11 protein-coding genes are annotated in these 13,509 nt (G+C 34.5%); 6 read left to right on the forward strand and 5 right to left on the reverse strand.

Going from position 1 to position 13,509, the window contains the following annotated elements:
* Window positions 1-191: 191 nt before the first annotated feature.
* Both HNP99_RS16015 and HNP99_RS16020 read right to left on the reverse strand, forming a co-directional pair.
* Window positions 192-1,151, reverse strand: coding sequence for a fasciclin domain-containing protein (locus HNP99_RS16015; RefSeq protein ID WP_173854458.1), 960 nt, complete (start codon window positions 1,149-1,151; stop codon window positions 192-194).
* Between the two features lie 19 nt (window positions 1,152-1,170).
* Entirely contained in the window at window positions 1,171-2,055 is an 885-nt protein-coding gene (locus HNP99_RS16020) for a hypothetical protein (RefSeq protein ID WP_173854459.1), read from the reverse strand.
* A 390-nt stretch (window positions 2,056-2,445) separates the two neighbouring features.
* On the opposite strand from HNP99_RS16020, the gene HNP99_RS16025 reads away from it, so the two are divergent.
* Complete coding sequence (locus HNP99_RS16025; protein WP_173854460.1) at window positions 2,446-3,852, forward strand: APC family permease; 1,407 nt, start codon at window positions 2,446-2,448, stop codon at window positions 3,850-3,852.
* Between the two features lie 231 nt (window positions 3,853-4,083).
* On the opposite strand, the gene HNP99_RS16030 is transcribed toward HNP99_RS16025, so the two are convergent.
* Both HNP99_RS16030 and HNP99_RS16035 read right to left on the reverse strand, forming a co-directional pair.
* Window positions 4,084-5,532: a glyceraldehyde-3-phosphate dehydrogenase gene (locus HNP99_RS16030; protein WP_173854461.1), complete on the reverse strand. Its 1,449-nt coding sequence runs from the start codon at window positions 5,530-5,532 to the stop codon at window positions 4,084-4,086.
* 155 nt (window positions 5,533-5,687) lie between these two features.
* Window positions 5,688-7,088, reverse strand: a complete 1,401-nt coding sequence (locus HNP99_RS16035) for a trypsin-like peptidase domain-containing protein (protein ID WP_173854462.1) — start codon at window positions 7,086-7,088, stop codon at window positions 5,688-5,690.
* A gap of 136 nt (window positions 7,089-7,224) precedes the next feature.
* Here HNP99_RS16035 and dapF point away from each other — a divergent pair, with 136 nt between their 5' ends.
* The 5 genes from dapF to HNP99_RS16060 all read left to right on the forward strand — a co-directional run bounded on the left by dapF (window position 7,225) and on the right by HNP99_RS16060 (window position 11,292).
* Window positions 7,225-8,007 (forward strand): diaminopimelate epimerase, encoded by a 783-nt coding sequence (gene dapF / locus HNP99_RS16040; RefSeq protein ID WP_173854463.1) that lies wholly within the window; start codon window positions 7,225-7,227, stop codon window positions 8,005-8,007.
* A gap of 41 nt (window positions 8,008-8,048) precedes the next feature.
* A complete protein-coding gene (locus tag HNP99_RS16045; RefSeq protein ID WP_173854464.1) occupies window positions 8,049-8,582 on the forward strand; it encodes a GNAT family N-acetyltransferase in 534 nt (177 codons plus the stop codon).
* Between the two features lie 10 nt (window positions 8,583-8,592).
* A complete protein-coding gene (gene mltG, locus HNP99_RS16050) occupies window positions 8,593-9,633 on the forward strand; it encodes an endolytic transglycosylase MltG (protein WP_173854465.1) in 1,041 nt (346 codons plus the stop codon).
* Window positions 9,634-9,635: 2 nt separating this feature from the next.
* Entirely contained in the window at window positions 9,636-10,553 is a 918-nt protein-coding gene (locus HNP99_RS16055; protein WP_173854466.1) for a DUF2279 domain-containing protein, read from the forward strand.
* Between the two features lie 97 nt (window positions 10,554-10,650).
* Window positions 10,651-11,292 carry a peptidoglycan-binding protein LysM gene (locus HNP99_RS16060; RefSeq protein WP_173854467.1) on the forward strand — a complete coding sequence of 214 codons (642 nt, stop codon included), beginning with the start codon at window positions 10,651-10,653 and terminating at the stop codon, window positions 11,290-11,292.
* A gap of 83 nt (window positions 11,293-11,375) precedes the next feature.
* Here the strand turns inward: HNP99_RS16060 and scpA are convergent, their stop codons facing one another.
* Window positions 11,376-13,505: a methylmalonyl-CoA mutase gene (gene scpA, locus HNP99_RS16065; RefSeq protein WP_173854468.1), complete on the reverse strand. Its 2,130-nt coding sequence runs from the start codon at window positions 13,503-13,505 to the stop codon at window positions 11,376-11,378.
* Window positions 13,506-13,509: the final 4 nt, after the last annotated feature.

Raw genomic sequence — 13,509 nt, forward strand, 5'->3', positions numbered from 1 at the left:
AGTAGCGGCATCCTTTTATGGAATGCAATGGAATAAAAGATATAGCGAATAGCCCGACCTCACTGTAACGAGAGTGGAAGTGCGGTTACGCCCAGAGTAAATTAACTTAAGTGGTTACTAGCAACAATTAAAAATTAAGCACAAAAAAAGCCTTACAAAATTGCAAGGCTTTAAATTTAAAATAATAATAATTATGGTAATAAAACAGTATCAATAACGTGAACGATACCATTGCTACATTGAATATCTGGAATAACCATTTTTGCAGGAGTTGGGATTCCGTTACTTTTTACAGTGAAAGTTCCGTTTAAGAAAGCACTGTATGTCAATGTTCCTCCACCAGCTGTTACAGCAGTAGTACTTGTTTGCTCAGATGTGAATTTACCTCCTACAATAGCGTGGTTTAATAAAACAGCTTGTAAAGTAGCTTGTGGTGCATTTTTAACATCATCAAGAGTTGCAAATCCTGCTGCTTTAAAGGCAGCATCTGTAGGTGCATAAATAGTGAAATTATTATCTGGATCAGCTAAAACTGATGCCAAACCTGAAGATATAACTGCTTGAACTAAAAAAGTAAGTTCTGGCGCTTTAAAAACTTTAGCGTCTTTTAATAATATTGCTGACTCTACAATGTTAACCCCTGTAGCGATCATTACTTTGTCTATTGCATGAACGGTTCCATTGCTTGCGTTAACGTCAGTCAAGATAATTTTGGAGCCATTGATGTATAAATCATTTCCTCTGCTAATGAAGCGTCTGTCAACACCTAAAGCTGATGTAGATGTACCTCCATTCATGATTTTACTTGCAAGTAAATCACCGTTAGAAACGTGGTATAATAAAGTGTTAGTCAAAAAGTCATTTTGCAAACCTCCTAAAGTTCCCGCGTCTACTAATCCCAATCTTGCAAATGCATCATTTGTAGGTGCAAAAACAGTATAATGTCCTGATGGATCGTTAGGGTTACTATTGCTTAAAACGCCTACAACACCACCTTGAACCGCAGCTCCTTCAAGTGTACTAAAATTTGGATTAGCAACTGCAATACCTGCAATACTTGGCGTTTCTTCTTTATAATCAGAATCACAAGAAACAATTGTTCCTATTAGTGTTAGTGCTAGTAGCGCACTTTTTATATTTATATTTTTCATCTTGTTTGTTTTTTTGTAATTAAAATTTGTAAACTAATCCACCGTAAAAACCAGTCGATTTACCTATGTTTCTACCAGCTACTAATGTGCTTGCTCCTGCAGAAACTCCAATTTCTTTGTAAATAGGAGTGTATAAATCGATACCTATTTTAGTGTAATTAACTTTTGTGATTGGAAAATATCCTGCGAATCCTTCACCAAAGATGTCAACACCACCTGTAGATTTTTGGTTAGCAATGTAAACGTCACCGTAAAATAATCTTGCAGCATAACCTACTTTAAGTTCGGTTGCATACGAGTTTGGTACGTCATTAGAGGCATAGTTTCCTGCTAATTGTGCTGAAGCAAAAATTCCAGAATCCATTCTGAACATTGCCATTCCTGTTGTACTAACAGTTGTACTTCTATTTCCAATAGCAATAATAGATTGAAAACCTTCTTCAACTTTATAATTGCTAAGAGGTGTTTTTAATCCTAATGCACCAATAAGTCGTAATGATGAAGTGCCAAAATCAAAATTAAACGGACTGTATTTTACAAAAACCGATACATCTTGAAAGCCTTTTCTTTCGTTTTCTAAACCTAAGTTTGTCAATACTTCTTCGGTAGCACTACCTTTAGCAGTTACGTATGGCAATACTAATACTACATCAACTTGGTCGGTAATACCGTAAGTTGCATAAATAGATGTGCTTGAAATTTTTGTTTCGTTAAAAACAGGAACCCCGTCTACTTTTTCTGGAATGAAATATACTTCATCGTATTTTTCTGAACTATAAGAAATAGAAATATTTCCTTTACCTTTTCCTTGCATAAATCCACTAATAGGACTTTGAGAATGAGCTGTGTTAATATATCCAAATGTTGTTACAGCCAAAATGAATAGTAATTGCTTTTTAATCATAATATTATATTGTTAGTTTACTGTTGCGGTTATTTACGTAAGAAGGTTGGTTGTGGTTTTATAAAAACATAAAATAATTATAAAAAAAGTTTAAAAACAATTGAAACTAATTGATTTTCAATTGTTTGTTAGTAAAAAAAAAGAGATAAAAATTAATTTCAATTGTTTTTTTAAGATCATTAAACAGTCAAATACATTTAAAGTCAATTATTTAATTCCGTTAATACTTTTTTTTTGATTTCAATTGATTACAAACAAATAACTATAATTGAATTGTAATGCTGTTTTAAGATTTAGGATTCCTAGTTGTAATTTTTTTTGTGTTTCTAAAAAAGCATATCTTTAACCAAACCAAACCAAACCAAACCAAACCAAACCAAACCACATTTTATGGAAGACAATAACGAAGACGATTTTAAAAGAGAACTAGGATTACTAGACGGAACGATGCTTGTTGTGGGATCGATGATAGGTTCTGGAATATTTATAGTAAGTTCAGATATGGTACGACAGTTAGGGTCTGCTGGATGGCTCATTGCTATGTGGGTACTTACAGGTACTATTACTGTGATCGCCGCTGTGAGTTATGGCGAGCTAAGTGCGTTGTTTCCTAAAGCAGGCGGTCAGTATGTTTATATTAAAGAAGCTTACGGTAAATTAATAGGTTTCCTATACGGTTGGAGTTTTTTTGCAGTAATACAAACCGGAACGATTGCTGCTGTAGGTGTTGCTTTTTCGAAGTTTACGGCTTATATTTTTCCTTCTTTTAGTGATAAGAATATCTTGTATGAAATAAGCGGTTTTCAACTTAACGCTGCCCAAATTGTATCCATTGTTACTATTGTTTTGCTGAGTTACTTGAATAGTCGCGGTGTTAAAAATTCTAAGATTTTACAAACAGTATTAACGGTAATTAAAATTTTGTCTTTAGCTGGATTGATCCTTTTTGGATTTTTTGCTGCTAAAGCTGAGGTCTGGGATGCTAACTGGGCTAATGCTTGGACATCGCAATCACTGGATGTCGCAACCGGCTCGTGGTTGCCTATTAGTGGGACAGCTTTGATCTCAGGAATTTCAGCAGCATTAGTTGGGGCTATGTTCTCGAGTGTGGCTTGGGAAGGCGTCACTTTTATTGCTGCCGAGATTAAAAATCCAAAAAGAAATGTAGGACTGAGTTTGTTTCTAGGGACTTTGATTGTAAGTGTGATTTACATTCTAGCTAATTTAATGTATCTAGCAGTTGTACCTTTACAAGAAATTGCTACGGCAGAGTCTGATAGGGTAGCTGTAGTAGCATCACAATATATTTTTGGACCTATTGGAACCTTAATTATTGCAGTAATGATTATGATCTCAACTTTTGCTTGCAATAACGGACTCATTATGGCTGGTGCGCGTGTGTATTACACTATGGCTCAAGATGGTGTTTTCTTTAAAAAAGCAGCCCAATTAAACGAGGCAAAAGTTCCTGCTTGGTCAATATGGGCACAGTGTTCATGGGCTTCGGCTTTGTGCTTGACTGGTAAATACGGAGATTTACTAGACTTTGTAGTAATTATTGTATTGATATTTTATATCCTAACAATTTACGGGATATTTATATTACGTAAAAAAATGCCAGATGCTGAGCGTACTTATAAAGCCTTTGGGTACCCTTTTCTTCCTGCTTTATATATTATTATAGCTTCTGCAATTTGTGTTGCTTTGCTGTATACTAAAACAAGTACTTGTGGTTGGGGAGTATTGATTATGCTAATTGGGATTCCGGTATATTATTTGACAAAAGCTAAAAAGTAATTCAGTTCTTGAAAGAGTAAAGAGAATTGAATAAAAGGAATGATATGAGAGGATAGCGTAAAGCTTGATGATCTGATTTCGTTTTCATTAAAATAAAAAATCCGTTTCGTGTATTACGAAACGGATTTTTTATGAGATACAGGCTGGAGGTTATAAACTTTAATCTAAAACTTGAACTAAAAACTAAAAACTAAAAATAATTGTAACCAATTCCAACCTGTAAGCGGTAGGCTAGTAGTAAGTAAAACGTCTTACTTTAGCGATATATTTTGCCAAGCGTATTACTTGGTGACTGTAACCATATTCATTATCGTACCAGATGTACAATACTATGTTTTTTCCGTCATTAGAAACAATTGTAGCGTTGCTATCGTAGATAGATGGTGCTGATGTTCCTACAATGTCAGATGAAACTAATTCATTATTGGTAGAATATTTAATTTGCTCTACAAGCTCTCCTTCAAGAGCATATTTCTTCATGATAGCGTTGATTTCTTCCACTGAAGTTTCTTTAGATACCTCAAGATTTAAAACCACTAATGAACCGTTAGGTACAGGAACACGAATTGCGTTTGAAGTTAGTTTTCCTGATAATGAAGGTAAGGCTTTTGCAACAGCAGTACCCGCTCCAGTTTCTGTAATAACCATATTCAAAGCTGCAGCTCTACCACGACGGTATTTTTTGTGCATGTTATCAACCAAGTTTTGGTCGTTAGTATATGAATGAATCGTTTCAAGATGGCCTTTTACTACTCCTAAAGTGTCTTCAACAGCTTTAAGGATAGGAGTAATTGCATTTGTAGTACATGAAGCTGCCGAGAAAATATTGATTTCGTCAGGATTGTACTCATTTTGGTTAACACCATGTACAATATTAGGAACTCCTTTTCCTGGTGCAGTCAACAATACTTTATGCGCACCTTTTGAAACTAAGTGTCTGCTTAACGCTTCTTCTGTAGTAAAAGCACCTGTATTATCAATAATTAAGGCATGATCAATATCAAAAGCGGTATAATCAATTTCTTCAGGAGCATTAGCTGTGATGATATGTACAGTTGTTCCGTTGATAATCAAAGCATTGTTTTCTGGGTCAGCTACAACCGAACCTTGAAAATCACCGTGAATTGAATCATAGCGCAATAATGAAGCTCTTTTTTCAAGACTTGCTGCATCATTTTTGTCTCTGGTTACAATAGCTCTCAATCGCAGTTGATTTCCTTTTCCAGTTTTAGACATTAATTCTCTAGCTAATAAACGACCAATTCTTCCAAAACCATAAAGAACAACATCTTTAGGTTGGATTTCCTCTGATGTTTTAGCGTCTTTTAATTTGTCTAAAACAAAATGTCTTGCGTCTGGATATTTTTCATCTTCTAAAAGATACTCGTAAGTTAGTTTACCAATATCTAATTTTGATGGTGGTAAGTCTAATTCTAAAACGACTCTAGCAATTTCTACCGAATCAAAAATAGTAATGGGCTTGCCTACAAATTCACCAGCATATTGATGTAAGTTGATAATGTCACTTACGTTTTTGTCTAATAATTGGTTCTTGAACAAAACCATCTCGATGGATTTGTCATACCATAAATCACTTATGATTTTGATTAATTCGACTCCAGCGCGACGTCTGTCGACTTGAAAGGAAACTTCTTTTTGGTACAGAGCTGTGTTTTTCATGAATGAAAATTTGTAAAAATTGAGTAGTTATTTTTTTAAATTTGGTGCAAAAATACCTATTTCAATCGATTTCGTAACTTATTTTTTGATTTTTTTCAAATAAAAAAAGTCAGCTCGATTTTTCAAACTGACTTTTATTTTAAAATTAGAAAGTCTTAGATGATAATTCGAATAACTTCTCCGTTTTTATTTATCATTTCAAGACGCATACTTTGATTCTCTTCTTTATCATTTAAAAGTTTAGAAACCGTTTCAATGTCTTTTGCTTTTACATTATCAATACTCAAAATGATATTACCACGCAATTCCTTATCGTATTGCATTAGGTTTTCATTAGTAATCGATCTTATTTTTACGCCATAATCAATTCTGAATTTCTTTTTATCTGCAGCATCAATGTTTTCTAACTCGATTCCTTTAAACTCTGTGGTAAAGAATTCGTTTTTACTTAAAACTACAGGTACGGTTTTGGTTTCTCCGTTTCTAGTAATCATTACCTGAACTTTGTCACTAGGTCTTTTAGTATTGATATACCCTGATAGATCAGCAAAAGTTGATACATTTTGGTTGTCAAGTTTGATGATGATATCTCCTTTTTTAAGTCCTGATTTCTCGGCGCCTGAGTTTTTAGTGACTTTGTTAATATAAAAACCTTCTGTTTGCGTCACGCCTAATTCCTTTGATGCCATCGCATTCAATTCACCACCTTCAACACCTAGTATTCCGCGTTGCACATTACCATACTCCATAATATCCTCAATTATTTTTCGAGCAATATTTGAGGGTACTGCAAACGAATAGCCTACATAAGAACCAGTCGTTGATGAAATCATCGTATTGATTCCTATTAAATCACCTCTGGTGTTGACCAAGGCACCTCCACTATTTCCTGGATTAACGGCTGCATCTGTTTGAATAAAGGATTGAATTCCGTTAGTTCCTAAATTTCTGGCTTTCGCCGAAACAATACCAGCAGTAACCGTTGAGGTCAAGTTGTACGGGTTACCTACAGCAAGAACCCATTCGCCTACTTTAACTGAATCCGAGTTCCCAAAAGTAGTGTAAGGTAATTTTTCATCAGCATCAATTTTTAATAAAGCAATGTCCATTTTAGAGTCGGTTCCTATTAATTTTGCCTTGTATGATTTTTTATTATTCAAGGTGATTTCAATTTCCGAAGCATCTTTTATTACATGATTATTCGTAACAATATAACCATCTGCTGATATAATCACACCAGATCCTGTTCCTACTTGCTCTTGTGATTGTCCACCTTTGTACCCGTAAAAATATTCTAACATGGGGTTAGAAACAGTTTTATAGGACACGTTTTTTACGTGAACCACTGTATGTACAGTGTTTTCTGCTGCTACAGTAAAATCTAAAATATCTGAGGATAATCCTACTTTTCGTTCATATGATTCATTTGCCACAGTGGTAATTGGACTGTTGTGAGTCGAAAAATAACCATTATTATCGAATAATAATTTATAAGCCCCTAGCGTGGTGGCTCCACTTAATAGCGATACCAAAAATAGCTTTGAAAATTGTTTCATAATAAAGTTCGTTTTTACGTTATTTGTAGGGTAAATTTAACGCTAAATTCAATTGTTAAAATACAGTTTAACGCTCTTTAACAGTGATTAACATTTCATTAATATTCGTACTTTTGTACCATACAACACATAAATAATGCAAATAAAATTTTATAAATACCAAGGCACCGGAAACGATTTTGTAATGATTGATAATCGTTTAGAAACTTTTCCTAAAAAAAACATTCAACTTATCGCGCATTTATGCGACAGGCGTTTTGGAATAGGTGGCGACGGACTTATTTTATTAGAAAACGATCCTGAGACTAATTTTAAGATGGTTTATTACAACTCAGATGGTAATCAAAGTACCATGTGTGGTAACGGAGGAAGGTGTTTAGTGGCTTTCGCCAAAAAGCTTCAGGTGATCGATAACAATGCTACTTTTAATGCTATTGATGGGTTGCATCACGCTTCGGTGGCTGAAAACGGAATAGTTTCTTTACAAATGATAGATGTAGATACTATTATAGACAAAAGCGAGTATTCATTTTTGAATACGGGTTCACCACATCACGTACAATTAGTTGACGACTTGGTTCATTATAATGTAAAAGATAATGGAGCTGCCATACGTTATGGTGATTTATATGGGAAAGAAGGTAGCAATATCAATTTTGTAAAAAAAATTAATGCCAATACATTTGCCTTACGTACTTATGAAAGAGGTGTAGAAGACGAAACTTTAGCATGCGGAACGGGAGCAACAGCTGTAGCAATAGCAATGCATGCAAATGGACAAACAAATGCAACAGCAATAAATATAAATGTTGAAGGCGGAAAACTAGCTGTTTCTTTTGATAAAAAAGGGAATCAATTTATAAATGTATTCTTGATAGGACCAGCTGAATTTGTTTTTGAAGGTACTATTGAAGTATAGTTTAAAATTGCATCTCTAATTTCTTAAATCTATTTTTAATTATGATAACCCTTAAAGGAGATACTATATATATTCGAGCACTTGAACCTAATGATTTAGAGTTTATCTATGCTATAGAAAATGATCAAACTATTTGGGATATAAGCAATACGCAAACTCCTTACAGCCGTTTTTTAGTAAAGCAATATTTAGAAAATGCACATCAAGATATTTATGAAGCCAAACAATTGCGTTTAGCAATTTGTCAAGATAAAGACTTTCCAGCCTTAGGATTAATTGATTTATTTGATTTTGATCCAAAAAATAACAGAGCAGGTGTGGGGATTGTCATCCAGAAAAATGATAAAAGAAATCAACGCATAGGTTCTGAGGCACTTGGCTTATTAATTGAGTATTCTTTTTACCATTTGAACCTAAACCAACTTTATGCAAATATTGATACCGAAAATGAAGCAAGTATTGCTCTTTTTACTAAATTTGGTTTTCAATGCATCGGAATAAAAAAACAATGGAACCTAGTTCACGGAGTCTACAAAGATGAAGGAATGTACCAGTTAATTAATCAACAATTTTAAATTTTAAACTTTGAACTTAAAGAAAATTATATCAATAGCAGCCGTTGTTCTTGTTACAGGACTAATTGTTTATGGCTTTGTATTAGTAAGACAAATTTTTTCAGTAAACACTAAATTTGCTGATAAAGAAGTTTTTGTACACATTCCTACAAATGCTACGTATGAGCAAGCTAAGGAAATTATTGCGCCTTATGTAGATAACATGGAACGATTTGAAATGGTTGCTACCAAAAGAAATTATCCAGAGTCAGTTAAACCAGGTCGCTTTTTATTCACAAAAGGAATGAATAGTTATGAATTGGTTAAAAGTTTAAGAACAAATGTTCCGGTTAAATTAGCGTTCAATAATCAAGAACGTTTAGAAAATCTTGCAGGTAGAGTAGGTTCACAAATTGAAGCAGATAGTGTTTCTTTATTGGCGAGTTTTAAAGATTCTATTTTCCTTCAAGAAAATGGTTTCAATGAAGACAACGTTTTTGTAATGTTTATTCCTAATACTTATGAGTTTTATTGGAATACACCTGCTGAAAAGTTTAGAGATAAGATGATCAAAGAATACCGAAATTTCTGGAATAAAGAGCGTGTTGCTAAAGCAGAAAAACAAGGATTAAGTCCTGTTGAAGCAACAATTTTAGCCTCTATAGTTCATAAGGAGTCGGTTAAAAAAGATGAAAGACCTAGAATTGCAGGAGTCTACTTAAATCGTTTGCGATTAGGAATGCCACTTCAAGCAGATCCTACAGTTATATTTGCCATTAAAAAGAGAGATAACGATTTTGACCAAATCATTAAGAGAGTTTTTTATAACGATTTAACTATGTCGTCTCCATATAATACCTATGTAAACATTGGGCTTCCTCCGGGACCTATTGCTATGCCTGATATTACTGCACTTGAGGCAGTTTTAAATCCAGAGAAAAACGATTACATTTTTTTCTGTGCAAGTGTAGAGCGTTTTGGTTACCATGAGTTTGCTGCAACTTTGGCAGAACATAATGTTAACGCAAAGAAATACTCGGAGTGGATTAATAGTCAAGGAGTAAAAAGATAGTTTTGAATTTAAAAGACAACCTGCTTTTTACATTTTTAATTTTATTTGTTTTCCAATTTTCCTCTGGACAAAACGGATTGAATAGCTTTTTAACACCTGCTGACACCCTCAACCTGAAAAGGCAGAATAGAGTAGTGGTAGCCGAAGAGTTATTGGCTTCAGCCGCTTTAGTAGGATTGAACCAACTTTGGTATGCCGATTATGCTAGTTCTAAATTTCATTTTTTTAATGACAATGAGGAGTGGTTACAAATGGACAAAGCAGGTCATGCTTATTCCTCTTATCAAATGGGACGTTTTAGCGCCGAAGCTTTAAAATGGAGTGGAGCTAGTCATAAAAAGCAATTGTACGGCGCTGGAGCAGGATTTGTTTTTTTAACAGCTGTTGAGGTAATGGACGGATTTTCCTCTGAATGGGGTTTCTCTGTTGGTGATGTTATTGCTAATGCTTCAGGAACTGCTTTATATGTTTCACAAGAATTATTGTGGAAAGAACAACGTATCCAACCTAAATTCTCATTTCATAGAACACAATTTGCAAAATACCGACCTAATGTTTTAGGAAGTTCTTTTTCAGAAGAAATTTTGAAAGATTATAATGGACAAACTTATTGGCTTTCGGTTAATTTACATTCTTTTGCTAAAGATTCAAGAATACCCAAATGGTTGAATCTTGCAGTAGGATATGGAGCTGATGGAATGATAACCGGAAACGGTGAAAATTCTGACTTATTATTGCTCCCGAAAAGCGAAAAATACAGACAGTTTTACCTCAGTTTTGACCTAGACTTGACGAAAATCCCTACCAAATCCCATTTTTTGAAGACTTTTTTCTCTGTTTTTAATAGTTTAAAAATTCCAGCGCCTACCCTAGAATACTCGGGTAATGAGGGATTTAGAGCGCACATTTTCTATTTTTAGACAAGTTTAACAAGTTGATTTTCAGTATTATAAAAATTGTTGTATCTTTGCCCGCAGAAATTTCATAACGGGACAGCGTTTTGAAGAAAAACAATTTATGGTAAAGAAGTGGTATTTTTATGCAAGTTTAACTATTATTATAGCCTTTTTAAGTTCCGGTTTTAAGCCGCTTAAGTTAGACACAAATAAATGGTTTCTAGTAAAAAACACAGATGGAAAACAATACTTATATCCATCTTTAAAACAAGAAGATTATACCAATTTGAATTTCCCTTTTACTGGAAATTTATTTATTGGTTTTAAAGAAGCTTTAGGTTTCAAAGAGTCACAAGGGAGATATAGAATGATTAATTCTCTTGGTTATTTAGGTAAATACCAGTTTGGAGTAGAAACTCTTAAAGCGGTTGGAATACGAGATAGCCTTATGTTCTTAAGAAGTCCTAAAATTCAAGAAAGGGCATTTGTAGCACTTTTGTCGAAAAACAAAGCAATACTACAAGATGTTATAGAAAGATACAATGGTACTGTTGTTAATGGAATTTTAGTTACAGAGTCTGGAATTTTAGCAGCAGCTCACTTAGGTGGCGCTGGATCTGTCAAAAAATATTTCAAGAATAACGGTAAAAAGTACATTAAGGATGCTTACGGAACTTCTATTAGGAGTTATATGAAAGCTTTTGGAGGGTATGATACTTCTTTTATCACTGCAAACATAAATGCAATGGTTAGTTTGAAGTAATTAATAAACAATAACAATAAAAAAGCGGTTCAAATTAAATTTGGACCGCTTTTTTTATGCTTAAAAAGTATAGAAACTATTTTCTAGTCAATTAAGATTTCTAAAATTTTGATAGCTGCTTCGCTAATTTTAGTTCCTGGACCAAATACGGCTACTGCTCCAGCATCAAATAGATATTGGTAATCTTGTGCAGGTATAACACCACCTACAACCACCATAATGTCTTCACGACCGTATTTTTTTAATTCTTCAATAACTTGAGGAACTAACGTTTTATGTCCCGCAGCAAGTGAGGATACACCTAGAATGTGTACGTCGTTTTCTACTGCTTGTTTAGCAGCTTCGGCAGGAGTTTGAAACAATGGGCCTATATCTACATCAAATCCTACATCAGCATAACCAGTTGCTACTACTTTTGCACCACGATCGTGACCGTCTTGACCCATTTTTGCAATCATGATTCTAGGACGGCGCCCTTCCTGCTTTGCAAATTTATCTGCTAATTTTTTTGCTTCTTCAAAACTTTTATCGTCTTTTATTTCTTTACTATACACACCGCTAAAAGATTTAATTTGTGCTTTATACCTACCAAAAACAGTTTCTAAAGCGTCACTGATCTCTCCAAGAGTTGTTCTATAACGAGCAGCTTCTACGGCAAGCTCCAGTAAATTACCTTCTCCTGTTTTAGCACAAAGAATTAATTTTTGTAACGACTCTTGTACTTTTGCGTTGTCTCGAGTTGCTTTTATATGGTCTAATTGCTCCAATTGTTGTTTACGAACCATTTGGTTGTCCACATCTAATATTTGCAAAGGATCTTCTTTTTCTAAACGATATTGATTTACACCTACAATAATATCTTGTCCGCTATCAATACGTGCTTGTTTTCTAGCCGCGGCTTCTTCAATTCTTAATTTTGGAATTCCAGCCTCAATAGCTTTGGTCATTCCGCCTAGTTCTTCTACTTCTTCAATTAATTTGAAAGCACTTTCAGCAATTTCATTAGTCAAGGTTTCAACATAATAACTTCCAGCCCAAGGATCTACAGTTTTAGTGATTTTAGTTTCTTCTTGAAGAAATATTTGTGTGTTTCTAGCAATTCGAGCCGAAAAATCAGTTGGAAGGGCAATTGCTTCATCTAATGCATTGGTATGCAAAGATTGTGTTCCACCAAAAGCTGCCGCAGTAGCTTCAATACAAGTACGTGCTACGTTGTTAAAAGGGTCTTGTTCGGTTAAACTCCAACCACTTGTTTGACAATGTGTTCTTAAGGCTAATGATTTTTCGTCTTTAGGATTAAATTGTTTAACTAATTTTGCCCAGATCATTCTTCCCGCACGCATTTTAGCAATTTCCATAAAATGATTCATTCCGATGGCCCAGAAAAAAGAAAGGCGTGGAGCAAAATCATCAATTCCCATTCCAGTTGCTAAACCAGTTTTTATGTATTCTAGTCCGTCAGCTAATGTGTAGGCTAATTCAATATCTGCTGTAGCACCTGCTTCTTGCATGTGGTAGCCAGAAATAGAAATGGAATTGAACTTTGGCATTTTTTTACTGGTATATTCAAAAATATCAGCAATTATTTTCATCGAAGGCGTAGGAGGATAGATATAGGTGTTGCGCACCATAAACTCTTTCAAAATGTCATTTTGAATTGTTCCTGAAAGTAATTCGGCTTTTACGCCTTGTTCCTCTGCAGCTACAATATAGAAAGCCATGATAGGTAATACTGCACCATTCATAGTCATAGAAACCGACATTTGATCTAACGGAATCTGGTCAAAAAGCACTTTCATATCTTCAACAGAGTCGATTGCTACTCCTGCTTTTCCAACATCGCCTACTACACGTTCGTGATCAGAATCATATCCGCGGTGGGTAGGTAAATCAAACGCAATTGACAATCCTTTTTGTCCAGCAGCTAAGTTTCGTCTGTAAAAAGCATTGCTTTCTTCGGCAGTTGAGAAACCAGCATATTGACGTATTGTCCATGGTCTGCGAACATACATTGTCGTGTAAGGACCACGTAAATTAGGTGCAAAACCAGCGCCAAAATCAAGATGCGTTAAGTTTTCGATATCCTTTTCAGAATAAGTTTCTTTAAGTTCAATGTTTTCAGCAGTAAAGAATTCTTCGGTCTTTTCTATTCCGCTTTCAGAAGCCGTTTTGCTACTTTCTAATTGAATATGTTTGAGGTCATTTCGTATCATTTGA

The sequence above is a fragment of the Flavobacterium gelidicaeli genome (assembly GCF_013294005.1).
Classification (GTDB): Bacteria; Bacteroidota; Bacteroidia; order Flavobacteriales; family Flavobacteriaceae; genus Flavobacterium.

Bases quoted from the DNA above. Each gene is read 5' to 3' on its own strand.
- HNP99_RS16020 (WP_173854459.1), bottom strand. From the start codon at position 2,055: ATGATTAAAAAGCAATTACTATTCATTTTGGCTGTAACAACATTTGGA.
- scpA (WP_173854468.1), bottom strand. From the start codon at position 13,505: ATGATACGAAATGACCTCAAACATATTCAATTAGAAAGTAGCAAAACG.
- HNP99_RS16015 (WP_173854458.1), bottom strand. From the start codon at position 1,151: ATGAAAAATATAAATATAAAAAGTGCGCTACTAGCACTAACACTAATA.
- HNP99_RS16025 (WP_173854460.1), top strand. From the start codon at position 2,446: ATGGAAGACAATAACGAAGACGATTTTAAAAGAGAACTAGGATTACTA.
- HNP99_RS16045 (WP_173854464.1), top strand. From the start codon at position 8,049: ATGATAACCCTTAAAGGAGATACTATATATATTCGAGCACTTGAACCT.
- HNP99_RS16060 (WP_173854467.1), top strand. From the start codon at position 10,651: ATGGTAAAGAAGTGGTATTTTTATGCAAGTTTAACTATTATTATAGCC.
- HNP99_RS16030 (WP_173854461.1), bottom strand. From the start codon at position 5,532: ATGAAAAACACAGCTCTGTACCAAAAAGAAGTTTCCTTTCAAGTCGAC.
- HNP99_RS16035 (WP_173854462.1), bottom strand. From the start codon at position 7,088: ATGAAACAATTTTCAAAGCTATTTTTGGTATCGCTATTAAGTGGAGCC.
- dapF (WP_173854463.1), top strand. From the start codon at position 7,225: ATGCAAATAAAATTTTATAAATACCAAGGCACCGGAAACGATTTTGTA.